Origin of the sequence: Lactococcus garvieae subsp. garvieae (genome assembly GCF_029024465.1) — a bacterium.
In the GTDB taxonomy this organism is placed as follows: domain Bacteria; phylum Bacillota; class Bacilli; order Lactobacillales; family Streptococcaceae; genus Lactococcus; species Lactococcus garvieae.
Window position 1 is genome coordinate 1,225,870 of record NZ_CP118950.1, and the last position, 24,467, is coordinate 1,250,336.

Consider the following 24,467-nt stretch of genomic DNA (forward strand, 5'->3'; position numbering starts at 1 on the left):
CTTTTTTATTTATATTATTTGCTCAACAAGGCTGCGGCTGCTTCATCTGCGATAACAACAACATCAGCATGTTTTTGCAAGATAGATGCTGGCATATCTTCAGTGATTTCACCTTCAACCATTCCTTTAATTGCTTCTGCTTTTGATTCGCCATAAGCCATCAATACGATTGATTTAGCTGCCATGATTGAAGCGATACCCATAGAGATCGCTTGACGTGGCACATCTTCTTCGTTTTCAAAGAAACGTGCATTTGCTTTAATTGTGCTTTCTTGGAGATCGACAACGTGTGTTGTTTCTTCAAATGAAGTTCCAGGTTCGTTGAAACCGATGTGTCCGTTTTGGCCAATTCCAAGAATTTGGAAATCAATTGGATGTTCAGCGATGATTTGGTCATAAGCTTTTGTTTCTGCTTCCAAATCTGCTGCTTTACCATTTGGCAAGAAGTTTTCTTTAAATGGTTTTTCATTGAAAAGGTGTTTGCTCATAAAGTAACGGTAAGATTGCTCATCAGAACCGTCCAGTCCAACATACTCGTCCAAGTTTACTGAAGTCATATCTGAAAAATCAAGATCGGATTTAACGATTTGGTTGTAAAATTCTACTGGAGTTGAACCTGTAGCAAGTCCAAGTGTTTTTGCTCCATTGTCCATTGCTTCTTTGAGTAAGTCAAAGCCGATTTTTGCGCCTTCAAGTTGGTTTTTTACTGTGATAACTTTCATGAGAGAGTCTCCTTTTTCAAATTGGTATATACACATTATAACGCTAATTTATTTCCTTGTCAATAGGAAAGTTCAATTTTCACCCAATTTTTTATTCATGAAACTATAAATAAAAAACGACGAGATGTCGTCTTTATTTTACTTATTATTTTAAGGTATTTTCAAATTTATTTTTGACCTTATCTAGCGTTTCTTGAGTCACACGTTGGGTCTTATTTCCTGGGATTTTAGTCGCATGAACATTTATTTTACTTACCTTAAGCGCCTTATTATAGTGTGTGGCTATATTCATAAACTCTGAGAAGCTGATGTTCGTATTGATGACCTCAGGGAAAATTTTCAAAATTGCTAAAGAGTGTCGCGCCAGAACAGAAGGCTTTTTCAAATTCTCAAATGTAGCAATAGCCACATCTTGTAGTCTGTCTGTATAGCCTTTCTGATCGTTGGCGTTAAGCAAGCTGAGGTAAGCTGCAACTTCATCCGCTGTTTTTAACTGGACAGAACCTTGCTCAAATTTGAGGCCCTTAGATACAAAAGCTGTTGTATTTTGCACAACGATTCCTCCACTTGCCTCGACCAGTTTCCCCATGTTGTCAAAGTTAATTTCCACTACTTTATTAGTTTCTGTACCAAAGGTCTCATTAAACTTCTTGCTTACTGCTTCTGCTCCGCCTTGAGTATAACTTTGATAGAGCGTTGTTTGATCTGGAAAAACTAAAAGAGGTTGAACATTGATGAGACTTGTCTTTTTGAGCTTTGCATTTGTAGAAGTAAGGCTGGATGTCATAAGAACTTGCTCATTATCTACATGAGCAGTCCCTAGAATTAAAGTCGTAAATGTTTCTCCTTTCTTTAAGTTTACCGGACGTGCTTCTGCCAGATGCAGAGTATTAGCCTTATTGATGGCTGTTTTAGAACTTTGATAGAAGAATACTCCTAAGCCAGTAAAAACAAGTATCAAGACTAGTAAAGTGATGCCAATAACTTTAGGAAACTTTCCCTTTTTTTGAGTAACTTTCTTTCCACCTGACCGTCTATACGTTTCTTTTTCCATAACTCTCTCCTCGTATAATATATTTTATGGGTATTTTTCACCCCAATTTTCTAACAATTGTTATCGTTTTACTTGACTATTGTGACGTTTCCCAGAATAATTATTCTTAGGAATGGACTCAAAAGGAATATGCTAACTCTCCTTGTTGCTTCGTCTTCTTCATAAGTCTGCGACCCGAGCTGTATCAAATCTTCCAACTCACTAGCTGTTTCCACCGTGATTACTCTGCTCTTAGTAGCGAGCAGGCGGTAAGTAATCGCTGTGATGGGTATTCTAATAAGCGAGGATGAAGGGATACAGAGTTCTGGGGAATCTCTCAGTAGTCAAGTATAGTTTCCTAATCAAATGAAAGGAGGTCCTTCCAAATGAAATGTTTTGTCGGTTTAGACGTCAGCTCTACCAAACTCGATGTGTGCATCATGTCAAATGACACGGAACTTGGAGTCTTGTACGCTGCTTCACTTACCAATGATATGATTGGTGCTTCTGAAATCAAAGAACAAGTACTCTCACTTAACGAAAAGTATGAATTTAATAGAGTCGTCATTGGCATGGAAGCCACATCCCTCTACAGTTTTCATCCTGCAATGTTCTTCCACGAAGACTCGGAGTTAAAGCAGCTCGGAGTCGAGGTCATGGTGGAACAACCAGCCAAAATAAAGAAATATCGTGAGGCATTCGAAGAAAACAAGAATGATACCCTTGATGCTTTCTACATCGCGGATTACTTCCGCATTGAACGCTTTACAAGATCTTATCTTAAAGAAGAAAAGTATCTGGCACTACAACATCTCACAAGAACTCGACTTCAGCTCGTGGAACAATTAGTACGTACAAAACAACACTTCATTGAAAACATCTACTACAAGTGCAATACGCTCTCTGCGGAATTAAAGAATGAAGAATTGAGTACCTCTGTTTGGTCTGCCACAATTATGACACTCATGACCGAAGATTACACGCTAGATGAACTCGCAAATACTCCTCTTGAAGATTTCACGGAACTCATCCAGAAACTCGGGCGAGGTCGCTTCAAAGCTCCTGAGAAACTTGCAAAAGCAATAAAAGCTGCCATAAAAGGAAGTTACCGCTTATCACTCGTCCAACAAGATTCTGTCAATATTGTACTCAGTCTCCTTGCTCGCGAAATACGGAGTTTAGAGAAGATGATTAAAGAAATTGATCGAGCCATTGAAGACATGGTAGAAATTATCCCTGAATACCAATGTTTGACCAGTGTACCTGGTATTGGAAAGGTATTCGCTGCAGGAATTATCGCTGAAATAGGACAGATTGAACGCTTTAAAGACCATCCTCAAGTCGCTAAATATGCTGGCTTGAATTGGAAAGAAACACAATCTGGCAATACCTCATCTCAAAATACTTCTCTTGCAAAACGAGGCAATCGTTATCTTCGCTATTACTTAGTTGAAGCCGCCAACTCTGTACGAAGACATAACGTGGAATACGCAGAGTTTTACAAGAAAAAGAAAGATGAAGTCCCCAAACATAAACACAAAAGAGCCGTCGTTTTAACCGCAAGAAAACTTGTGCGTCTGGTGGATGTGCTACTACGCAACCACCAACTCTATACGCCACCAAGGAGGTTTATGGAAGATAATTAGTTTTATCTGCACAATTCCTTGTCTAGCCTAGTAAAATTTGCCAAATTTTACTAGATTCTTTCGTGCTGTCTTTTTTCAAGATTTTTACTCAGAATCTAGCAACTTATCATTTGACTTAATACCACTAGACTTATTTAAGAATGATAAAATCATTAACTGAGCGTTGATCCTGACTCGGGTATATTACTTCGCCCTTGAATGCCATTTGACTTGATCCGCCGCCGTCCAGAACCACTGCATTTTTTAAATTCAACTCCTTAAACTTATTCATAATCTGATCATATCCTGTACTTGTATCCGAAATAATAAGGTAAAGGTTATTCTGCGCGTCATTTGCTATAAAAGAGTGAATCATCCAATTCACTGAACCATCATTTTTTTGAATTTCACCATCACGGATTAGCACCGAACCAAAACTGAAACTCATTTGCCCACCATTTTCAATGATTGTTGAGGCGGGTACAGAAGAGTCATAGATTTGACTACTGCCGTCGTTATTGATAACAAAGGCATTGTTAGCTCTCTTATCTGAACCCCAATCCTTAAAAAGTTTTCCATTATTCATCTGAAAGCCTGTGATGTGCATAGTGCTCATATTAAATCCAGAAGCATTCATGATTAAGGCCTCGGGGTATTTTTGTATAATTTCTTGCAAGGTAAAAGCTGGAGCATCAATCGAAGTTGCCGTTTTTAATACTTCGACATTGTTGGCTTTATAAATTTTAAAACTGCCCGATGAAAGATCAGTAAACTTCTCGCCCCCCTCTTTCGAGTTTAGTTTTATCGTGCGGGCTTCTCCTGTATCTTTGACAATACTTTCAGAAGACTTGACTGCTTCTTTTGAACTGTTGGAGGCAATATAACCTGACTCTTGATCTGTATGTTGTACACTTTGAGCTTGACCATGTGGTTCTTCTTGTTTTTTAGGAGTCATAATTATAAATGCAGACCAGCCTACAATTAGTAGAAGGCCAAAGCTAATAAACCAACCTAACTTCTTTCGTTTTTTTATCGTTTTCATATCTCTACTTCCCTCATATTTTTCTCTACTGTTTTTTCAGTCATAAGATCTTCAATCACCTTAAGCACACGTTCTGTCGCTTTGCCATCACAATAGTTGTAGGTTTTCTTGAAAAAGAGAGTTCTTTCCTTTGGGTAGGATGTGCTATCCGTTGCCTGGAGTGCTTGGATAAGTTCACCTTCATTAAAAGTAACCGCTCCTGGAAATTCTTGCAAGTAATCGATTGTTAAACCTGGTTTTTTAGAATAGCTTTTAAAGTCGGGCACATAAGCGATGATAGGTTTATCAAAGACCATCCAATCCACTGCAATAGCCGAATAATCAGTTATCAAAACATCCGTGATGCAGAAAATCGAGGAGATCGGTTCTTCTTCGATAAAAAGGACATGAGGATTATTCTCATAAGCCGAACCCGAAATAAGTGGATGCGCCTTGTAGATAATGACATAATCTTCACCCAAGGCTTGGTGCACGCGCGCCAAATCAATCTTGGTTTCTTTAAAATATGTACTGATCCGTCCACGAAATGTTGGGGCATAAGTAATGACTTTTTTATTGGCCAAAACTGGATACTTTTCAAGAAGTCGTACTTTGGTGTCTTGAACAAAATGGTCATCGAAGATTTTGTCATTGTTAGGAATACCTGTAACAAGGACATTTTCTTCAGGGAGATTGAAAGCTTGGGCATATACTCCTTTGTAAAAGTCGGAGTTGGCGATAGCATAATCGTAGTTTTTAATTTCGTAATCCCTTTGGACACAGTTGCCAAAGTTTTTTAGAGCTGCAGTGGCGTGCCAAATCTCTAGGACTTTGACTTCTTTACGATGGGGAAACTTGGAAATGACAAAGTTGTTATAGTCAATGATCACCAGTTTTGAACTTTGAAGGACGAAAAGTTGCTGGATACAAGCCAGTCCATACTGGAGTTGACCTAGGAAAGTGGGCTGGAACTTGAAAAGCAGGGTTTTTATCTCATACTCTTGCTTTACGTTTAACTCATCATGCAGAATTTTGAAATCCTTGGATAGGTTATCATGCTCAAGCGAAATGAAAGTGATCCGGTTCTGATGCACACGAAAAAGAAAAGTAAAAGGATAGAAGAGTGCCAAAATGATGGTCAACACGATAGATTTAAGTTTCACTAAAAACCTCACTTACAATTTTTTCACAAGCACTGCCATCATTCCACGGATTAAATCTCTCGTTAAAAGAGCGCAGCCTTTGGTAGTCAAAACAATCATCTTTAATCATTTTTAGGAGTTCTTCTTCTGTTTTTACGACATCATTAGGTAAATCATCAGGGACTTTGAGATAAAAACCTCGTAATTCTTCAGCATAATATTCAAGATCGTACATATAAAAATAAATCGGTCTTCCCAGTTGTGCATAATCAAAGAACACACTTGAATAGTCTGTAATCAGGGCATCACTCACCAAGTAAGCCTCGTTAATATCCTGATTTGGATCCATGAAAAACACAAAATTCTTTAAATCACGAGGGATATGGTAAGTGCTACAAATCAAGTAATGCGGTTTAAACAAAACAATGTAGCCTTCTCCAAGCGCCCTTTTCCATTTGTAAAAATCGACCTTTAATTCAAAGGTGTAGCCCACATTACTATAAGCATTATCTCGCCATGTTGGAGCATAAAGAATTATTTTTTTATTTGTTGGCAAATGATACTTCCTCTTTAATTCTGCAATCTTTAAAGGATCTGGATGCACCATACAATTAACACGCGGGTAACCAATATGGAGCATTTTGGGCTGCGGAAAAGCGAATGCTGTTTCAAATACCTGAGCCGAGAAGGGACTAGAAGCGATAAGATAATCCCAATGCCTCCGGTCCTTATCATAGGACTTTACCATCTGTTTGTAGCTTTGTTTGCTTCGATAATAAGTTGAACCATTATCTATGATGTCATGCCCTAATCGCTTCAAGGGAACGCCATGCCAAGTTTGTAAGTAAACTTGGTCTGACTTCTTATAATAATAAGGTGCCATTTTGGAGTTGAAAATCCAATATTTTGCTTTAGAAAGATAGTAATAATATTGAAGCGAGTTAAATTTTACCGTTTTTGCTCCTACTATGACTTGTTTTTTTTGGAAAGCCCAGATGAGTTGATAATCAGAAAACTGTTCCGAATCTCTCATATATTCAAACAGATAGCGTGGATTATCCGAGTAGGACTTCCCATTAAATGAGGTCAACAAAATAATCTTTGAATTTGTCTTAAAAACTACTCCTAAAATAAACAGAAAGGGGTACATTATTGTTCTTATAAAAAATAATCTTAGTCTCGCTAATAAAATCAATATTGTCCCTTTCATTACACTCTAAATAAATTTTTTCCCTACTATTTTAACGAACTGATTCAGTGATAAATTTGTAGAAAAATCTTCTGAAATTTCATCAATCACTTTTTGAAAAGTATCTGTATTTTTTACTTTACTTAATCCTTCATCAATAATCATAATGTCAGGATCTTGATGTACTATGATAGAAAAACCCAGTTTTGCCTTCATACCTGAGGAATACGTTTTAACGGGTTGGTCAATAAAAGGTCCAAGTTCAGAAAAATCAATAATATCCTGCACCTTGGCTTTTATTTCCTTATTTTTCATACCGACCATCAAGCCCTTCAGACGTATATTTTCACGTCCAGAAAGATTGTTTTGCATGCCTGCATTAGCTGCAATAATCGAAACGTCACCATTAATTTCAACTTGTCCTGTAGTTTGCGCAATTTGACCGCTAATGATATTAGAAAGTGTTGATTTTCCTGCACCATTCAGCCCAATGACTCCGACACATTCTCCTTCATGTATTTCAAAGCTTACATTACGTAAAGCCCAAAAATCTTTCTGACTTTTTTCATTTGCGCCTATTAAAGATTTTGCCTTGTTCCGTGTATCTTTCACCGGCAGCATCTCAAATTTCTTCGACAAATACTCGGCTTTTATTTTGCTGTTCTTCACGTGTATCCATTCTCCCTTGACATTTCTACCCTATGTCCCATACTTTAAAATATTTAATTAAATCGTAATAAACTACGTTTTTAGCGTATTTTTACTGTATGATTTCTAATGATTTTCGGTTTTACCTAGAATAATTTCATCATAAGTGATATTAAATAAAGCAAGGGTTCTTTCCAACGTTTCTTTAGAAATTCGAGAGGAGTCTTTTTCTAATTCTTCAACTTCAGCTATAGTCAAATTCAATTTATCTGCTAGTAATTTCTTTGACAAACCTTCTTTTTCTCTCCAACCTTTTAAAGAATTCTGTTGCATAAAGACCTCTTTTCTTCATTTGAACATAAATTAACACAATACTCTTATTATAATACGTTATTAGTGAATATTCAAGGACTATCTAGACTATTTTTCTTGATTGATACTATATTTAACGCTATAATAAAGAAATGGATACTCAAGAACATCGCGCTATTATCGCAGCTAATATTAAAAAGTATCTTCAGATGAGCGGTATAAAGCAGAAAGATTTTGCTTCTAAAATTGGGATAGTACCTTCTACTTTATCAGATTACCTTAATATGCGAATTACACCTTCACAAGGTGTAATTCAAAAGATGGCCGATATTTTGGGAGTTGAAAAATCTGATATTGATACTACCTATAAAAACAAACTTTCTCTTAACCTTGATCGCCTGATTGATGAGGCCCTTTTCTATAAAAAGGAAATAATCGAAGAGAAAGATCGTGAATTCTTTAAAAAAACACTTGATGCTTATTTCCACTCTAAAAACAAGAATTAATCTGTAAAAAGTAAAAAGCTATCTTTACCTGATAGCTTTTTGTTTATTTTTCAAATTAAATTTTTATAGTTATTTATTTTTCCCATGTTTTCTATTTTATTTCGGGATTTGATGGGAGATATTTTTTCAAAACAAAGATCATTGTTATAAAAAGAAGCAAGATTAATCTAAGTTTTTCATTTGTGATATAATATTGTTGTTATCTGTTCTCTACTTTTCATAGGAAGAGAATGGAAATCTATATTATAAATTTTTATATTAGGGGTCATCAGTACATGATAAAGTTCTTCTTCTTTCGAAAAAGTATCTTTTTCATAGGGATCCAATAATATAGGACAATTAAAAATTTAAGAAAGCAGTAGAAAATATATTTTGAACATTAATGATTTTGATTTTAACTTACCAGAAGAACTTATCGCCCAAACACCTCTTGAAAAGCGTTCTGAGTCAAAGCTTTTAGTCTTGGATAAAGAAAGCCATTCTATGGAAGATAAACACTTCTATGATATTGTGGATGAGCTTAATCCTGGTGATGCCCTTGTCCTCAATAATACCCGTGTCCTTCCTGCACGTCTTTATGGTGTTAAGCCAGAAACTCAAGGACATGTAGAGCTTCTCCTTCTTAAAAACACTGAAGGTGATCAATGGGAAACTTTAGCTAAGCCTGCAAAACGGATGCGCATTGGTCAAGAACTTTCTTTTGGCGATGGACGTTTAAAAGCAACAGTTGTTGAAGAATTGGAACATGGCGGACGTATCGTTGAATTTAGTTACGATGGTATCTTCCTTGAAGTTTTAGAAAGTTTAGGCGAAATGCCACTTCCGCCTTATATTCATGAAAAACTAGAAGATCAAGAACGTTATCAAACCGTCTTTGCAAAAGAAAACGGATCTGCTGCAGCACCAACCGCCGGCTTACATTACACACCTGAGCTATTAGACAAGATTCGTGCTAAAGGCGTTCATGTTGTGGAACTTACTTTACATGTCGGTTTGGGTACTTTCCGTCCCGTGAGCGTTGATAATATTGAAGAACACCATATGCATAGTGAATTCTATCAATTGTCGGAAGAGGCTGCGGCAACACTTCGTGCTGTTAAAGCATCTGGACATCGTGTCATTGCTTGCGGTACAACATCTATCCGTACATTGGAAACGATTGGAACAAAATTTGATGGAGATATTCAAGCAGATTCTGGCTGGACAGATATCTTTATCAAACCTGGCTATCAATGGAAAGTCGTTGATGCTTTCAACACGAACTTCCACTTGCCAAAATCAACACTGGTTATGCTGGTTGCTGCTTTTGCTGGGCAAGAGTTTATCCTTGAAGCTTACCAACATGCAATTGATGAGCACTATCGCTTCTTTAGCTTTGGTGACGCGATGTTCGTAAAATAAATGAGCTTTCTTAATTTAGCACTCACTAAGAATTTTATTTCTGTCCTTTCAGATGGGCAAATTACCGAAAATGAACAAGCTATTCGTACACATTTTAAAAAGTTTTATGTGAGTCCCAATGGCTTTTTAGTGGGGATTACAGGTTTTCACAAGATAAGTGAAGAAATTCTAGTACAACTCCATTATCAACCGCAGCTTATGCCCCTCGAAGCTCAGGAGTTCCTTCTCAGCGCATTGCTCCGTTATAAGGACAAACGCTACGGGCTAACTAAAAAGGTTGCCTACAATGCTGTTATTGCCTTCTTTAACAATGGACAGCCACAAGCAAGAACCTATCATATGGAAGAAGGAAAGCTCTCGACGATGGACTATCTTGGTTCAAGTTTAATTTCCTTTCCTCCTGATGACATTGACTTTGATCCTAATAAGCTGATTAGCACTTATCTAAAAGATGGGCAATCTCTGCTACCTAAGATACAGTTATTGCAGCGTAACGCCCTTTACCGGATTGCTGAAAGCTCAAAGACTGTCAATAAAACAGTCTTCCAAGAAGTAATAAAAAAAGAGACATAGCGTTGAGTCTCTTTTTTTATTTTATCCATATCCAAGGGATAATATGCCAAATAAATCCCAATAAGATTGAGAACATAATGATAAACAAGACATAAACAAAATATTCCATACCTTCTTCTACTTTTTTCCAAAATTTTTTCATTTTGTTCATTCCAATTCTTCTTTTAATTTTAGATAAAACCTTGGTCTGTTGCTAGTTCTAATCTGCGGTACTCTCTTGGGAAGAATTGACGTAAATCATCCATGTTATACCCCACTTGAACTTTATTTTCATCTAAAACTATCGGTGAACGAAGCAGATAAGCATTTCGAGATAAATATTCTAGACCTTCGTCCAGATTCATTTCTAGAAGCATGTCTAAACTGCTCTGTGTCTGGGGGTTACTCATGCTCGACCGTTTGGTAATTGTCTCAATTCCTCCATCCATATAGGACAAAATTTTTTGCAAGTCTTGCTTAGAGATTTCACCCATTCTTTTCATATCTACATTTATTTTATACTTTTCAAACCATGACTTTGCTTTTTGGCTAGAACCACAGCCTTGTCTATAGTAAAATTTAATCATACTTTCCTCCCGTATTCTTTAAATAAGAAAATAGGAAGTGACCTATTCTTTTGTACAATGAGACTTTCTCTATAATATTGAATCACTTTATTTCCCATAATAAAAATTATATATCAATTCTATGAGAAAATAAGACAAAGCTTGGTAAATACAAAGCACCTTTCTTTATCTAAAAAGCTTTCCAATAATTTGGAAAGCTTTTTATAAATTATTATTTAGAAAAATAAGGATTGGTTTTAAAAAGAATATCAAGGAGTGCCACACCAACTACAGCTACAATCACTGCCTTGATAATTGCTCCGAGAATAAAAGGAGCAAAGCCGATACCAAAGGCTGTTCCCCAAGGTGCATCGATAAAGAATTTTAGCCATACGGTACCCAGTACAAGAATCAAAAACTGAGCAAGAAGATTGGTCAGTAAAATAGAGAAAAATTTACGTTCAGTCTTCTGTAAAAAGTACGAAAGGAGGGGAGCTACGAGTACAAAGGAGAATAAAAAGCCACCTGTTGGACCAAATAAAGCACCGATCCCTGATGCTCCTCCTGCATAAACGGGTAAACCAACTGCTCCTAAGACGAGGTAAATCAGTAATGCAAAAAAGCTCTCACGAGGCTGCAACAAGGTTGCAATAAGGCCAATAGCCAAAGTTTGAAGCGTAATGGGAACAATCCCCACAGGAATAGCCAAGGGAGAAAGTACTGCAATAATCGCCGCCCCTAAAGCGATAAGGGTAATAGAATATGTTTTAGAAATTTTCATGAAAAAGTCCTTTTTGTTTTATAGATAAAATTATATCAGCTTTTATAAAAGAATACAATCTTAAACTTTATGATTTATTAAAAAAAACAGCCTTTTCAGCTGTTTTTTAATTTTGATATTCATCCATCATATCCATAAAGTCATCAAATAAATAACTTGCATCATGTGGGCCGGGTGCCGCATCTGGGTGAAATTGCACCGAAAAGGCTGGGTAACGTTTGTGGCGTACCCCTTCAATGGACCCATCGTTTATTTCTACATGGGTAACCAAAAGCTCTTCTGGTAGATCCTCTGATGATACGGCATACCCATGGTTTTGGCTCGTAAAGTCAATTCGGCCTGTTGCAATTTCTCTGACAGCATGGTTAAAGCCGCGATGGCCAAATTTCATTTTATATGTTGTTGCGCCATTTGCTAGACTAAAGAGTTGGTGTCCCAAACAAATTCCAAAAATCGGAACCTTACCTTGAATCTGTTGAATCATTGTCACAGCTTGAGGAACATCTGTCGGATCTCCAGGACCATTTGTGAGCATGACACCATCTGGGCTCATCTCTAAAATTTCTTCTGCAGTCGTATTATGGGGCACAACAGTAATGTCGCAATGTCTTTTTGATAATTCACGTAGAATTGAATGTTTAAGACCAAAGTCAACAACAACTACTTTTCTTCCTGTATTTGGGGAAGAGTATGCTGTTAAAGTACTGCTTTTTTCCACTTGATTATTAGGTAAAACAGTGGCTTTAAGTTGGCTCATTTGGTGCTCTATTTCATCTTTAGCATTAACCAATGCTGCCTTCATAGTGCCATGTTGACGAATAATTTTCGTCAGAGCACGTGTATCAATGCCTGAAATCCCAGGGATATTTTTAGCTTCTAAGAATTCATCCAATGACATCTGCATACGCCAGTTTGACGGACGACGTGCTGCTTCACTCACCACGACTGCCTTACAGCTTGGATGAATTGATTCGTAGTCGTCTCGATTGATGCCATAATTTCCAACCAATGGATAAGTAAAGGTCAAAATTTGTCCATTATAAGATTGGTCCGTGATGGATTCTTGATAACCGGTCATTCCCGTACTAAAAACAAGTTCTCCAGTGATATCTGTATTGGCACCAATGGCTTGCCCCTCAAAAATGGTTCCATCTTCTAATATTAACAGTCGCTTCATAGATTCCTCCAATAATTCTTCGCTTAGTTGCACAATACAGCTTCTAAAATAGCCATACGGGTGTAAACACCGTTGGTCATTTGTTGGACAATACGGCTTTTCGCACATTCTACTAAGCTGTCCGCTATTTCAACATCACGGTTTACTGGTGCAGGATGCATAATAATAGCGGTATCACGCAGTTTTTCGGCACGATCTACGGTTAAACCATAGCGTTCATGGTAATCTTCTTTAGAAATAATATCTCCTGCTGTATGACGCTCATACTGCACACGCAGTAACATATGCACATCAAGTTCTGGCAAGATATCATCCAGATGCGCATAACTACCATAATCTCCGAATTCTTCTTCCTTGTACCATTTTTCAGGTCCAGTGAAATAGATTTGAGCCCCTAATTTCTGAAGCATCATCATATTTGATTTAGCGACACGAGAATGGGTTAAATCACCTGAGATGGCAATTTTTAAACCTTCAAATTTTCCGAATTCTTCATAAATCGTCATCAAATCCAGCAAACATTGGCTTGGATGTTGTCCACTTCCATCTCCCCCATTTACAATGGCACAATGGATATTGTCTGAATTAATCAACTGATCGTAGTAATGTTCCTCGGAAGAGCGGATCACACAAACTTCAACGCCAAGTGCGTCTAAAGTTAAAATTGTGTCGTACAATGTCTCACCTTTGCTCAGCGCACTTGTTCCAACATCAAACTCAAGTACATCTAAGCCTAATTTACGTTCAGCGATATGGAAAGAGTTATGTGTCCGGGTGCTGTTTTCAAAGAAAAGATTGGAAGTGAAAATTTGGCGATCACTTTCAAATTTTGCTGTTCCCTTTTTAAACTCTGAAGCACGTTTGATCAAAGCCATAACTTCTTCTGTTGACAAAACTTCCATGCTTGTCAAATGTGACAAGCTTACTAAACCATTTGTTACTGACATTATAGGTCTCCTTTACCCTAATCATGCTCTCTCTGTAGCATGATTTAAAAAATGTGAATGAACGACTGTGATTTGCTCTTTGAAGAGCAAAACTCTATATTAAGCTTCCTCCGGTAAAACCAGATTAAGCACAATACCAATAATTGTTGCAATAGCTACAGATGAAATTTGTAGATTTTGCGTGATGTCAAGAACCATACCTCCGATACCGATAACCAGTACGACACTTGAAATTAACAAGTTGCGTTTGATATCAAAGTTGATTTTATTTTCAACAATAATTTTCAAACCACTTGCAGCAATAACTCCGAAGAGGGCGATGGAAGCTCCACCGATAACCGGGCTTGGGATGGAAGTCAGCAAGGCTGTCAATTTCCCGATGAAGCTAACTACTACTGCAAGAACAGCGGCACCGGCAATAACATAAATCGAATGTATCTTCGTAATGGCCATAACACCAATGTTTTCCCCGTATGAAGTTACTGGCGGCGCACCGATAAATGAAGCAATAACTTGTGCTACCCCATCCCCTGCTAAAGTACGGTCAAGGCCTGGCTCTTTAAAATAGTCTTTGCCCGTCAAGGAATTTAAAACCATGATGTGTCCAAAGTGCTCCGTCATTGTAACAAAGGCAATAGGCGCCATCGTCAAGATTGCTGAAGGATAAAAGGCCCACTTATAACTTAAAAACGGAATTTCCATTGTAGGAAGTGAGAGCCAGCTTGCTTGGGAAACATTTGAAAAGTCAACAATGCTTTGACCAGTTACTTTACCAATGATAATGGCTGCGATATATCCGGTAACAATTCCGAGCAAAATCGGAACTACAGAAAGGAAACCCTTGCCGTAGATACTGAAAATAACGATTGCCATGACAGTAATCATGGAAATAGCTAAGAAAGGCAAACTATATCCCGTCATCGCTCCCGGATTAGTGTACATGGAGTCATTGATAGCTACAGGTGCCAAGGAAAGACCGATAACCATAACGATTGGACCTACAACGATGGGCGGTAAAACTCGGTCAATCCAGCCTTGCCCAGCAAAGCGAACAATAATGGCAACAAGCAAGTATACTAAACCACCGGTTAAAGCACCTTGAGCAATTGCTGGCATTCCACCTTGCTTCATCAGGAGTTGCATTGCTCCGATGTAGGCAAAACTTGAACCCATATAAGCCGGGACCTTAAAACGTGTCACCGACATATGCGCTAAAGTCCCTAAACCAGAACTAAGCAACGCAATCGCAGGGTCAATACCTACAAGGATGGGAACCAAAACCGTTGAGCCAAACATGGCAAAGAGATGTTGGAATGAAAGGCCAAACCATTGACCGCCTTTCGGTTTTTCGTCAACTTTTAAAAGAATATCTGTATTACTGGACACGATTAAGCCTCTTCTTTCTTAATTAAGATGCTATCTTCACCGTCAACTTCTGACATGTTGACAATGATTTCTTCACCTTGGGATGTGGGAATATTTTTTCCAACATAATCCGCACGAATCGGCAATTCACGATGTCCACGATCCACTAAGACTGCTAACTGGACACGCGCAGGACGTCCACGGTCAACTAAACCATCAATCGCTGCACGAATCGTACGACCAGTATAGAGCACGTCGTCTACTAAGACAATGTCTTTCCCTGTAATATCAACGTTAATTTCTGTTGTATCTTCTGTCGCTTTCTTATCATCACGGAATGGACGTGTATCAAGTTCGCCTAAAGGCATATCGATATTTTCCAATTGGGCCAAACGCTCTTGGATTCGTTGAGCCAAGTACACACCGCGTGTCTTAATTCCGATAAGGACCAGTTTATCCAATTCCTTGTTTCGTTCAATAATTTCATAAGTAATACGTGTAATCGCACGTTTCATTGTGATTTCATCAATGATTTCTTTTTTTGCCATAAAACACTCCAATATAGAAAAATTCCCTAGTCCAAGGGCTAGGGAAGGTATCAGAAAATACTCTATAATATACTTTAATTAAGTTCATTCAAGATTCTGACCTTGCCTGCCTCTCTGGACACACTTAAAGGTTATAGTGATTATAGCAAATCCTTGATTTTTTTGCAAGAATTTACGACAGATCCCCCTTTCAAAATTAAAATAATTATCAATATACAGAATATTTCTATTCTTTGAGTAAATATTTTTGACAAATTAAAAACTTTAATATATTCTTGTACATAAGCTAAAAAACATTTTAACCCAGTAGGAAATAGTTTTCTTGTTCAGAAAGTCGGTGGTTGCTGCGAACCGATCAGGACTATTTGTTGAATTACACTAAAATGAGCGTATAAAAATAATAAATGAAATGATAAAGAAAAACACTCGCTGTTTTAAAAATAAGGTGGTACCGTGGAGAAATTCGCCCTTAGCTTCTTAAGCTGAGGGTGTTTTTTTATTTCAAAAGGAGGAAAGATATGAGCTCACAGAACATAAGTTATTTATCCTGTGGAGGAATTATCCGATATTGTTTAACAAACGTTCATAAACAATTGCAAAATACAAGTTAATCTACAAGGAAAAATATATGAAAAAAATAAAACAACCCAGCATGATGGAAGCCTGTCTCATGCTTACTTTAGTCATCGCAACAATTGCCCTTTCCGTAATCGGATTTAAGATTGCCCCCAATATTGCCATTTTGTTTGCTATCGGTATTGTCATGATTTACATGTCTATAAAACGTATGCCCTTCGATGCAATTCATGATGGTATTATCTCTGGAATAAAACCTGGCATCATCCCAATATTTATCTTTATTTTAGTAGGATCCTTAATCGCTGTATGGATTCAAGCTGGAATTATTCCTACTCTTATGGTCCTTGGCTTTGATATCATCAGTGTCAAATGGTTCGTACCTTCAATCTTCATTGTCTGTGCAATTGTAGGGAGTGCCGTAGGAAGTGCCTTTACCGTGATGTCGACTATCGGTATTGCTTTCTTTGGTATCGGTGCAACGCTCGGACTAAATCCTGCTCTCATCGTTGGGGCGATTGTCTCGGGTGCTGTTTTCGGAGATAAAATGTCTCCACTTTCAGAATCAACAAACCTTACTGCTGCCGTTGTTGATGCGGATTTATTTAAGCATATCAAAAATCTCATGTGGTCAACACTTCCAGCATTTTTGGTTTCCTTAGTCTTATTTGCCATTTTAGGTATCAGCAACCAAGCAACGAGTCTAGATAAGATTGCTGAAGTCACAAAAGTTCTACATGCTCATTTTTCAATTTCTGGCTGGGCCTTCATTCCTATCCTCCTCATGTTTATCTGCGCTTGGAAAAAAATCCCTGCCATCCTTACTATTCTTTTAAATATCGGTATCGCTTTAGTAATGATATTTATTCAGAATCCACATACAAAAGTTACTGACCTCGGTTTATTGATTGATTCTGGTTTTAAATCAGCAACAGGAAACCAAGAAATTGACCTCTTGCTTTCACGTGGCGGAATTGAAAGCATGATGCCAACAGTATCACTCATCATTCTTACCTTATCCCTGGGCGGTCTCCTTATGAAAACAGGACTTGTTTCGACAGTCATGGACCGAGTTGCACATAAACTTGCCTCTCCAAAGAGTTTGATTACAACGACCTTGTTTACCAGCATTGGTGTAAATATCTTTATTGGTGAGCAATTCCTTTCGGTAATTCTTCCGGGAAACGCCTTTAAAGAGGTCTACAAAAAGGCCAATCTTGACCCCGTGGTCTTAGGACGTACACTAGAAGATGGCGGAACAGTTATCAACTACCTCATCCCATGGGGAATTGCCGGAAGTTTTGTTGCGAGTACTTTCGGAGTCCCAACACTGACTTACCTGCCCTTCGTCTTCTTTAGTTTATTCTCTCCTGTCTTTTCTCTCATCAGCGCTTTTACCGGCCTTGGTGTTAAAAAGATTTCCAGTCTGAAAACTAAAGATGTCGTTTCTCCAACACAAAGTTTATAAGAAAAAGCCATTAGAAGCTCTCTAATGGCTTTTTTCTTATACAAACACATTTAATATAAGTGCTCCAACGAGCCCAACAATGGCAATCAACGTTTCTAAAAGCGACCATGTCAGCAAGGTTTCTTTCACTGTGAGATTGAAATATTCTTTAAACATCCAGAAGCCTGCATCATTGACGTGACTAAAGAAAAGTGAGCCTGCACCTGTGGCAATAACTAACAAAGCTGGATTTGTACCTGTGGCTGCCATTAAGGGTAAAACAAGTCCAGCGGCAGTCAAAGCGGCCACTGTGGCAGAACCCAAAGCCAAACGTAGAACAACGGCAATTAGCCAAGCTAAAATCAGCGGTGACAGACGACTACCTTGGAAGATTTGAGCAACGGAATCACCCACACCACCATCAATAAGGACTTGTTTAAAGGCACCACCACCACCAATAATCAAGAGCATCATGGCGATCTGTTTAATAGATGCTTCTGCTGATGCCATCAAACGCTTCATTGGAATCTTACGGAAAATACCCATGGTAAAGATAGCGATAAGGAGTGAAAGAAGCATTGCCACATCCGGGCTACCAATAAAAGCAACGATATTATCTAACGCACTTGGATTTTTGGGTGTTTTGCCTCCATGCGCCAGCATCACATATAAAGTAGAAATGGCCATCAAAAGAACTGGCATAAGTGAGGTAAGCGTTGCTGACACGAAAGAAGGCGTTTCTTCAAGTTTGAACTCTTTATATTCCCCAACTGTTGACAGATTGCCTTTTCTTGAAAAAGCATCCGGCACCATTTTTTTCGCAAATTTTGTAAAGAGAGGACCGGCGATGAGAACTGTAGGTACGGCAATAATAAAGCCGTAAAGAAGAACTAAGCCCATATTTGCCCCATAAACACCTGCAATGGCTGTAGGTCCAGGGTGAGGTGGAAGGAATCCATGAGCCACAGACAGGGCTGCAACCATCGGAATCCCTAAATAGAGGATTGGAATAGCCAGTTCTGCAGCAATAGCAAAGATAATCGGAATTAAAAGAACCATACCGACTTCAAAGAAAAGTGCGATACCAATGATAAAGGAAGCTAAAACAACAGCCAGCTGAATCCTCTTATTTCCAAATTTGTCAATCAAAGTATGTGCAATACGATATGCACCACCAGCATCTGAAACCAAGCGTCCAAGCATGGCTCCAAACCCAAAGATAATTCCTAAGTGACCGAGCTGCCCACCAATCCCTGTTTCAATAGAAGCTGGAATCTTTGCTAAATCAATCCCAAGAAGCATGGCAACAATAAAGGAAACGATAACCAGAGAGACAAAAGTATTCAACTTAGCTTTCCCAATCAAGAAAAGCAAGATCAATACTCCGACCAAAACGATAAGTAAATCCATAAAAAACTCCTAACTTTTATTTACGCTGATAGTCAGCTATAGCCTTATAACTTTCTTCAAAACTACGTGCCAATTGTACAAAGAGGATTGATAATTCTCTATAAGCTTTAAAATTTGTGTTGTTGGGCGTGTAGGTCGCATTAGAGCCAATCATTTCTTCGACAACGCCTAAATCATCAATAAGTCCTAAAGCTTTTTCTGCCATTACCACAGCTGCTAAACAGCCTGCTTCTTTGCTTTCTGGGACATTAATTGGTTGTTCAAAAATATCAGCTAAAATTTGTGTCCATAACTCTGAACTGACAAATCCACCAGTTGCTTGGATTTGCTTTAAATCTCCTGTCACTTCAATCAAACTTAAAGCCACCATATAAAGATTGAACATCACCCCTTCTAAAACTGCCCGTGCCATATGGTTACGATTATGTCCGTGATTTAAGCCAAAGAAGGAGCCTCTTGCATTGGCATCCCACAGAGGGGCACGCTCTCCGCCCAGATAAGGATGGAAAAGCAGCCCTTCTGCTCCTGCCTCTATCTGCTCGGCAATCTCGGTAATTTCATCAAAGCTCAATTCCCCATCAAAAATTTGATCCCTTACCCAACGGAAAACATCACCACCAGAGTTAACTGGACCTCCTACTACCCAATGTTCCTTGTCCAAAGCATAGGTAAATGTCCGTGCTTTCGCATCCACACGTGGCTTGTCTGTTACCACACGAATCGCTCCTGAAGTCCCAATGGTAATCGCAGCTACTCCTGGTTTAATGGCGTTAACTCCAAGATTAGAAAGCGGGCCATCTCCTGCACCCCAAACAAACTTAGTTGTCTCAGGAATACCCATCTTCTTCGCAAATTCTGAAGGCATTCCCTCTTCAATCTCATAAGGTTCAACGACTTGCGGAAGTTGCTGTTGGGAAACTTTCACGAGTTCTAGAACTTCCTTGTCCCAGTTCAACTCATGAATATTAAAGATTCCTGTTCCAGTTGCAACCGACAAGTCCATCTTGTTCGTTTTGAAAAGACGATAGAAAATATAGCCTTTCAAATCAAGATAATGCGCTGCATTTTCAAAAACTTCTGGGCGTTCACTTGCCAGCCATAAAAGTTTTGAGAGTGGCGCCATCGGATGAATCGGTGTTCCTGTGCGTTGATAAATTTCAAAACCTTGTCCTGAAGCCTTCAGTTCATCTGTAAAAGCAACTGCTCGTGTATCTGCCCAAGTAATCACTCTGGTCAAAGGTTGCCACTTTTGGTCGAAAGCAATAAGAGAGTGCAGTTGTGTACTGAAGGATACGGCTAAGAGCTGATCTTCCTCTTCTAGATGAATAGAAACCTCACGAACAGTAATCAAAACAGCTTCGAAAATGTCTTCTAGGGATTCTTCTGCCATTCCTGTCGAATCCCGATGAAGTTTATAGCCGTGACTACTACTTGCCACGATTTCTCCGTCTTTCTTAAAGAGGACTGCCTTAGTTGCAGTCGTCCCTAGGTCAAGACCAATCAAATATTCCATTTTATCTCCTTACTTTTCCACTACTGCATGTCCACCAAAGCCGTTACGCAAGGCAGCAACAACTTTGCCTGTCATTGTATCTTCTTGTAAACTCCGATTCCGCATCATAAGCGAGAGAGCAATGATTGGGGCAGGCACTTCTAAATCTAGACTTTCTTCTACCGTCCATTTTCCTTCGCCCGTCGCTGCAACTTTTCCTGCAATGTCGTCTAATTTTGGATCTTGAGCAAACTGCGCTTCAGCTAACTCCATCAACCAGCTACGAATAACCGAACCATGATTCCATAGTTTTGCTACCGCCTCGTAATCATAATCATAAGGTGAAGCTTCCAAAATCTCGAAACCTTCAGCAATAGCCTGCATCATGCCATATTCAATACCATTGTGAATCATTTTGAGATAATGCCCGCTCCCTAATTTTCCAGTATAGAGATAACCGTTCTCTTGCGCCAAGGCTTTAAATAGTGGTTCAAGCACTTTCCAAGAGGCTTCATCGTCTCCACCAATCATAAAGTTCCCGCCAGAACGTGCACCAGCCATTCCTCCTGAAGTTCCAACATCGAAAAAGTGAATCCCTTTCTTTTTAAGTTCCTCATTTTGCTTCAAGTTGTCTTTATAGTTAGAATTTCCGCCATCAATAAGAATGTCCCCAGCAGAGAGTTGCTCAGAAAGCTGTGCAATTGTTGAATTTGTCGCTTCTCCTGCTGGCAACATCACCCATACTATTTTAGGACTTGGAAGTTTACTCAAAAGATTTTCCAGGCTCTGAGCTGCGGTTATTTTTTCAGAGTATTTTTCTGCTTCACGCGCAATCGCTTCATTTTGATCAAAAGCCACCACTTCGATGTCATGATCCACAGCATTTTGTACTAAGTTGTAGCCCATTTTTCCAAGACCAATCATTCCAAATTTCATTATATCACTTCTCCTTAAATTATCTGTCAATATTTTTGATAACGCTTTCTTTCATTATAAGTAATTCTTTTTCATTTGTCAACAATTTAAATGTAAATGTTTTTCTGTTAACTAATGCACAAAAAAACCTCACTCTAATTGAAGTGAGGTTGATTTGTATATTATTTAAGTTTGACAACAAATGCTTCATAAGGCTTAAGTACACGTTCTTTCACATTATCGATAGCCTCAGGATAGTTATGAATGATCTCCTCTTTTACATCATATGAGGAAGAAAATTGATTTTCGTGAGCACTGAAATTAGCTACAACTAACCAGTCTTCCCCTTTGTAAGAGCGAATATAAGCAAAAACTTCTTCCTCTGTATCTTTAAGTAATTCAAATTCGCCCCAGATGATGATAGGATTTTCCTTACGTAAAGCAATCAACTTTTGATAAGTGTAAAAAATAGAATTTTTATCTCCTAGAGATGCCTCCACATTAATTTTTTCATAGTTGGGATTAATGGCTAACCAAGGATGGCCTGTACTAAATCCCGCTGCTTTTGCATTGCTCCATTGCATCGGTGTACGCGCATTGTCACGTCCCTTTACATTGATTGAATGAAGGATATCCTCTTTACTGTAACCTTCTTCCAATCTCTCGAAATACATATTTCGACTTTCAATATCATCAATTTGTTCAATATCAGTAACAGGACTATTGGTCATGCCAATTTCTTCCCCCTGATAAATATATGGCGTGCCTTTCATCATATGCAAGAGAATGGCCAGCATTTTAGCCGATTCTACACGGTATTCTTTATCATTTCCCCAACGTGAAACAATACGTGGCAAGTCATGGTTATTCCAAAAGAGTGAATTCCAGCCTTCATCTCCTAATTCCGTTTGCCATTTGTTGAACACCTCTTTGAGTTTCGCAACCTGTAAGGGAACCAAGTCCCATTTGGTTTTCCCCTCTGCTTCGTCTAAACCAATGTGTTCAAATTGGAACACCATTGAGAGCTCTTTATTTTTAGGATTTGAGTACTGCTTTGCTATTTCAGGTGTTGCACCCCAAGTTTCACCTACAGTAAGTAGATTTTTATTACCAAAAGTTGCTTGATTCATTTCCTTCAAATAATTGTGTAATTTTGGACCGTTCCCTGTAATCCCTTGATTTGGTTGCTTTCCAATCAAGTCAATAACATCCATACGGAAACCTCCAATACCTTTATCTATCCAGAAATTCATCATCTTATAAATGGCTTGGCGGAGTTTTTCATTTTCCCAATTGAGATCGGGTTGCTTCTTACTGAACAAATGCAAATAATATTGTTCTGCAACGTCGTCCCATTGCCAAGCAGGTCCCCCAAAGATTGATTTCAAATCATTAGGCAGACTGCCATCAGCTGGTGCATCACGCCAAATATAATAGTCATGGTACATATTTTCTTCAGATTTTCTTGCTTCAATAAACCAAGGGTGCTCATCACTGGTGTGGTTAACAACAAGATCCATAATAATTTTGATACCACGTTTATCAGCTTCAGAAATAAGCATTTCCATGTCATTCATCGTCCCAAATTCGTCCATAATGGACTCATAATTTGAAATATCATAACCATTATCATCATTGGGCGACTGATAAACAGGACTGAGCCAAATACCACCAATCCCTAGCTCAGCAAGATAATCCAAACGCGAAATGATGCCTTTAATGTCGCCTATGCCATCTCCATTACTGTCTTGAAAGCTTCTCGGATAAATTTGATACATCACAATTTCTTGCCACCAATTTTGTTGATTCATGAGTGAGTTCCCCTTTTTATTTTTTACGCAAGCGGTTGCTTAAAAATATGATAGCATTTTTAAACCAAATGAGCAACAAAAAGGGTAAAAATATTTTATAGACAAAGAGGGTTATTTCTTCAAAGCCAATAAATGCGCGTATTCCAAGTCATATTTTGCTAAATCAAGTCCGAAAATTTTTTCTTCTTTTACTAAATCATAAACAAGAAGATTTTTCCAAGTTAAAATCCAAACTTTGCCCTCTCTATCAAAGTCGATGTTAATCAGCATATCTTCTGTAGAATTGTTCTCCATGAATGATTCCTTAAGTTCTAAACGACTGATTTTTTGGGTGTCTATGTCGTAGAAGCTTATTATCATTGATGGGTCAAAACCATCATTTGCATGACTTATGGCTAAAGTTTTTTCGTCATTGGATACTGCAATTTTATGAGGTTCATTTTGCCCCAAGCTAACTTCCTTGCGGGCCAAACTATCTTTATCAAGGATAACTAATTTATCTTGCGGGGTAGGTTCATAAGGATTACTCTTCAAGCGATTTCCTCTATTAGTCAGATAAAATTTATTTCTTATGAGTTTTAGATCCATGAAACCTTCTGAGTTTGCTACTTTTGGACTTGCATTAGCGATTAACCTTTCCTCTACTTTTTTCAAATTTTTTGTATCAAAAGTCACAAGGTGATTGCGTGTATACTCATCTCCTTCATTCGTCACATTATTCAAAACATAAAGGTATTTCCCGTCGCTTGCTGCAGCAGGCATCACATTATCAGCCTTATCTGGAAATCTAAATTGCTTTTTTAGAGTTTTCGACTTATCATATTTGTGAACCGAGCCTCCTCCAGGTTGACTGGTCATAGGATAGTAAAACTTTCCATCAAATCCCGCACCAGTAATCGGTCCCTCAGGGTATTCTGCTTTCGATAAACTTCCTTTTTCAATATCTAAACTGACAACAGTTTGTGGACCGCTAGGAAAAGGACCTGGTGTAAAATCTTCAAATAGGAAGAAATGATTATTTTTAGAATCTGGTTGGAGATTATGGGTTGCAGTCTGCTCTCCTAGCTTTACTTTGTCCTCTGAGCGTTTACTTACCCCTTTATCTGTCCGCTCAAAACCTATAATTTTTTTGGACGACATGATATAAAAATCTATTTTTTCACTTGTTTTAAAAGCCTGATCTTCCTGCGGGATACCTCTATAGATTAAAAAGACAGCACCAAGTGAGAGGAAAACAGCTGCTACAACTGGTAATATTATTTTTTTCATTGTACACTACTT

At 38.3% G+C, this 24,467-nt stretch carries 22 protein-coding genes and 1 pseudogene; 5 read left to right on the forward strand and 18 right to left on the reverse strand.

What is annotated here, in order from left to right:
- Window positions 1-14: 14 nt before the first annotated feature.
- A complete protein-coding gene (nagB, locus tag PYW30_RS06105) occupies window positions 15-722 on the reverse strand; it encodes a glucosamine-6-phosphate deaminase (protein WP_004256319.1) in 708 nt (235 codons plus the stop codon).
- Window positions 723-867: 145 nt separating this feature from the next.
- Window positions 868-1,776, reverse strand: coding sequence for an LCP family glycopolymer transferase (locus tag PYW30_RS06110; protein ID WP_042218406.1), 909 nt, complete (start codon window positions 1,774-1,776; stop codon window positions 868-870).
- Between the two features lie 365 nt (window positions 1,777-2,141).
- Between PYW30_RS06110 and PYW30_RS06115 the strand changes: the two genes are divergently transcribed.
- Entirely contained in the window at window positions 2,142-3,401 is a 1,260-nt protein-coding gene (locus tag PYW30_RS06115) for an IS110 family RNA-guided transposase (protein ID WP_042219922.1), read from the forward strand.
- 130 nt (window positions 3,402-3,531) lie between these two features.
- Here the strand turns inward: PYW30_RS06115 and PYW30_RS06120 are convergent, their stop codons facing one another.
- From PYW30_RS06120 to PYW30_RS06140, 5 genes and pseudogenes are all read right to left on the reverse strand, one after another.
- Window positions 3,532-4,422, reverse strand: coding sequence for a phosphodiester glycosidase family protein (locus PYW30_RS06120; RefSeq protein WP_042219478.1), 891 nt, complete (start codon window positions 4,420-4,422; stop codon window positions 3,532-3,534).
- Window positions 4,419-5,564, reverse strand: a complete 1,146-nt coding sequence (locus PYW30_RS06125) for a CDP-glycerol glycerophosphotransferase family protein (RefSeq protein ID WP_042219476.1) — start codon at window positions 5,562-5,564, stop codon at window positions 4,419-4,421. The genes PYW30_RS06120 and PYW30_RS06125 overlap by 4 nt, the downstream gene beginning before the upstream one ends.
- Complete coding sequence (locus PYW30_RS06130) at window positions 5,554-6,753, reverse strand: CDP-glycerol glycerophosphotransferase family protein (protein WP_042219474.1); 1,200 nt, start codon at window positions 6,751-6,753, stop codon at window positions 5,554-5,556. Before PYW30_RS06130 ends, PYW30_RS06125 begins: the two co-directional genes overlap by 11 nt.
- Window positions 6,754-6,866: 113 nt before the next feature.
- Window positions 6,867-7,401: pseudogene (locus tag PYW30_RS06135) on the reverse strand (ABC transporter ATP-binding protein); the annotation flags it as partial.
- A 105-nt stretch (window positions 7,402-7,506) separates the two neighbouring features.
- Window positions 7,507-7,713, reverse strand: a complete 207-nt coding sequence (locus PYW30_RS06140; protein ID WP_023889692.1) for a helix-turn-helix domain-containing protein — start codon at window positions 7,711-7,713, stop codon at window positions 7,507-7,509.
- Window positions 7,714-7,844: 131 nt separating this feature from the next.
- Here PYW30_RS06140 and PYW30_RS06145 point away from each other — a divergent pair, with 131 nt between their 5' ends.
- The 3 genes from PYW30_RS06145 to PYW30_RS06155 all read left to right on the forward strand — a co-directional run bounded on the left by PYW30_RS06145 (window position 7,845) and on the right by PYW30_RS06155 (window position 10,172).
- On the forward strand, window positions 7,845-8,198 hold the full coding sequence (locus PYW30_RS06145) for a helix-turn-helix domain-containing protein (RefSeq protein ID WP_014025010.1): 354 nt from the start codon (window positions 7,845-7,847) through the stop codon (window positions 8,196-8,198).
- A gap of 372 nt (window positions 8,199-8,570) precedes the next feature.
- A complete protein-coding gene (gene queA / locus PYW30_RS06150) occupies window positions 8,571-9,599 on the forward strand; it encodes a tRNA preQ1(34) S-adenosylmethionine ribosyltransferase-isomerase QueA (protein ID WP_004256306.1) in 1,029 nt (342 codons plus the stop codon).
- Window positions 9,600-10,172 carry a hypothetical protein gene (locus PYW30_RS06155; RefSeq protein WP_042219471.1) on the forward strand — a complete coding sequence of 191 codons (573 nt, stop codon included), beginning with the start codon at window positions 9,600-9,602 and terminating at the stop codon, window positions 10,170-10,172.
- Window positions 10,173-10,342: 170 nt separating this feature from the next.
- Here the strand turns inward: PYW30_RS06155 and PYW30_RS06160 are convergent, their stop codons facing one another.
- The 6 genes from PYW30_RS06160 to pyrR all read right to left on the reverse strand — a co-directional run bounded on the left by PYW30_RS06160 (window position 10,343) and on the right by pyrR (window position 15,535).
- Window positions 10,343-10,738, reverse strand: coding sequence for an ArsC/Spx/MgsR family protein (locus PYW30_RS06160; protein ID WP_019335485.1), 396 nt, complete (start codon window positions 10,736-10,738; stop codon window positions 10,343-10,345).
- A 211-nt stretch (window positions 10,739-10,949) separates the two neighbouring features.
- Window positions 10,950-11,498 (reverse strand): biotin transporter BioY, encoded by a 549-nt coding sequence (locus tag PYW30_RS06165; protein WP_042219468.1) that lies wholly within the window; start codon window positions 11,496-11,498, stop codon window positions 10,950-10,952.
- A gap of 106 nt (window positions 11,499-11,604) precedes the next feature.
- The gene (locus tag PYW30_RS06170; protein WP_017370428.1) at window positions 11,605-12,675 is read right to left on the reverse strand and encodes a carbamoyl phosphate synthase small subunit; all 1,071 of its coding nucleotides are present in this window, start codon (window positions 12,673-12,675) and stop codon (window positions 11,605-11,607) included.
- Window positions 12,676-12,698: 23 nt separating this feature from the next.
- Window positions 12,699-13,622 (reverse strand): aspartate carbamoyltransferase catalytic subunit, encoded by a 924-nt coding sequence (locus PYW30_RS06175; protein ID WP_042219466.1) that lies wholly within the window; start codon window positions 13,620-13,622, stop codon window positions 12,699-12,701.
- Between the two features lie 99 nt (window positions 13,623-13,721).
- The gene (locus tag PYW30_RS06180; RefSeq protein ID WP_017369180.1) at window positions 13,722-15,008 is read right to left on the reverse strand and encodes a uracil-xanthine permease family protein; all 1,287 of its coding nucleotides are present in this window, start codon (window positions 15,006-15,008) and stop codon (window positions 13,722-13,724) included.
- Window positions 15,009-15,010: 2 nt separating this feature from the next.
- The gene (pyrR, locus tag PYW30_RS06185) at window positions 15,011-15,535 is read right to left on the reverse strand and encodes a bifunctional pyr operon transcriptional regulator/uracil phosphoribosyltransferase PyrR (protein WP_004256286.1); all 525 of its coding nucleotides are present in this window, start codon (window positions 15,533-15,535) and stop codon (window positions 15,011-15,013) included.
- A 628-nt stretch (window positions 15,536-16,163) separates the two neighbouring features.
- On the opposite strand from pyrR, the gene nhaC reads away from it, so the two are divergent.
- Entirely contained in the window at window positions 16,164-17,579 is a 1,416-nt protein-coding gene (gene nhaC, locus PYW30_RS06190; protein ID WP_042219462.1) for a Na+/H+ antiporter NhaC, read from the forward strand.
- Window positions 17,580-17,615: 36 nt separating this feature from the next.
- Here the strand turns inward: nhaC and PYW30_RS06195 are convergent, their stop codons facing one another.
- From PYW30_RS06195 to PYW30_RS06215, 5 genes are all read right to left on the reverse strand, one after another.
- On the reverse strand, window positions 17,616-18,968 hold the full coding sequence (locus PYW30_RS06195) for a gluconate:H+ symporter (RefSeq protein WP_042219459.1): 1,353 nt from the start codon (window positions 18,966-18,968) through the stop codon (window positions 17,616-17,618).
- 16 nt (window positions 18,969-18,984) lie between these two features.
- Complete coding sequence (gene gntK / locus PYW30_RS06200) at window positions 18,985-20,481, reverse strand: gluconokinase (protein ID WP_042219457.1); 1,497 nt, start codon at window positions 20,479-20,481, stop codon at window positions 18,985-18,987.
- 9 nt (window positions 20,482-20,490) lie between these two features.
- The gene (gene gnd, locus PYW30_RS06205; protein ID WP_042219455.1) at window positions 20,491-21,396 is read right to left on the reverse strand and encodes a phosphogluconate dehydrogenase (NAD(+)-dependent, decarboxylating); all 906 of its coding nucleotides are present in this window, start codon (window positions 21,394-21,396) and stop codon (window positions 20,491-20,493) included.
- Window positions 21,397-21,557: 161 nt separating this feature from the next.
- A complete protein-coding gene (locus PYW30_RS06210) occupies window positions 21,558-23,186 on the reverse strand; it encodes a glycoside hydrolase family 13 protein (RefSeq protein ID WP_042219453.1) in 1,629 nt (542 codons plus the stop codon).
- 111 nt (window positions 23,187-23,297) lie between these two features.
- Window positions 23,298-24,455, reverse strand: coding sequence for a YncE family protein (locus tag PYW30_RS06215; RefSeq protein WP_042219450.1), 1,158 nt, complete (start codon window positions 24,453-24,455; stop codon window positions 23,298-23,300).
- Window positions 24,456-24,467: the final 12 nt, after the last annotated feature.

Excerpts from the sequence above, each read along its gene's own strand:
- nagB (WP_004256319.1), bottom strand. The coding sequence starts at position 722 with ATGAAAGTTATCACAGTAAAAAACCAACTTGAAGGCGCAAAAATCGGC.
- PYW30_RS06110 (WP_042218406.1), bottom strand. The coding sequence starts at position 1,776 with ATGGAAAAAGAAACGTATAGACGGTCAGGTGGAAAGAAAGTTACTCAA.
- PYW30_RS06115 (WP_042219922.1), top strand. The coding sequence starts at position 2,142 with ATGAAATGTTTTGTCGGTTTAGACGTCAGCTCTACCAAACTCGATGTG.
- PYW30_RS06120 (WP_042219478.1), bottom strand. The coding sequence starts at position 4,422 with ATGAAAACGATAAAAAAACGAAAGAAGTTAGGTTGGTTTATTAGCTTT.
- PYW30_RS06130 (WP_042219474.1), bottom strand. The coding sequence starts at position 6,753 with ATGAAAGGGACAATATTGATTTTATTAGCGAGACTAAGATTATTTTTT.
- PYW30_RS06140 (WP_023889692.1), bottom strand. The coding sequence starts at position 7,713 with ATGCAACAGAATTCTTTAAAAGGTTGGAGAGAAAAAGAAGGTTTGTCA.
- PYW30_RS06145 (WP_014025010.1), top strand. The coding sequence starts at position 7,845 with ATGGATACTCAAGAACATCGCGCTATTATCGCAGCTAATATTAAAAAG.
- PYW30_RS06155 (WP_042219471.1), top strand. The coding sequence starts at position 9,600 with ATGAGCTTTCTTAATTTAGCACTCACTAAGAATTTTATTTCTGTCCTT.
- PYW30_RS06160 (WP_019335485.1), bottom strand. The coding sequence starts at position 10,738 with ATGATTAAATTTTACTATAGACAAGGCTGTGGTTCTAGCCAAAAAGCA.
- PYW30_RS06165 (WP_042219468.1), bottom strand. The coding sequence starts at position 11,498 with ATGAAAATTTCTAAAACATATTCTATTACCCTTATCGCTTTAGGGGCG.
- PYW30_RS06170 (WP_017370428.1), bottom strand. The coding sequence starts at position 12,675 with ATGAAGCGACTGTTAATATTAGAAGATGGAACCATTTTTGAGGGGCAA.
- PYW30_RS06175 (WP_042219466.1), bottom strand. The coding sequence starts at position 13,622 with ATGTCAGTAACAAATGGTTTAGTAAGCTTGTCACATTTGACAAGCATG.
- pyrR (WP_004256286.1), bottom strand. The coding sequence starts at position 15,535 with ATGGCAAAAAAAGAAATCATTGATGAAATCACAATGAAACGTGCGATT.
- nhaC (WP_042219462.1), top strand. The coding sequence starts at position 16,164 with ATGAAAAAAATAAAACAACCCAGCATGATGGAAGCCTGTCTCATGCTT.
- PYW30_RS06195 (WP_042219459.1), bottom strand. The coding sequence starts at position 18,968 with ATGGATTTACTTATCGTTTTGGTCGGAGTATTGATCTTGCTTTTCTTG.
- gntK (WP_042219457.1), bottom strand. The coding sequence starts at position 20,481 with ATGGAATATTTGATTGGTCTTGACCTAGGGACGACTGCAACTAAGGCA.
- gnd (WP_042219455.1), bottom strand. The coding sequence starts at position 21,396 with ATGAAATTTGGAATGATTGGTCTTGGAAAAATGGGCTACAACTTAGTA.
- PYW30_RS06210 (WP_042219453.1), bottom strand. The coding sequence starts at position 23,186 with ATGAATCAACAAAATTGGTGGCAAGAAATTGTGATGTATCAAATTTAT.
- PYW30_RS06215 (WP_042219450.1), bottom strand. The coding sequence starts at position 24,455 with ATGAAAAAAATAATATTACCAGTTGTAGCAGCTGTTTTCCTCTCACTT.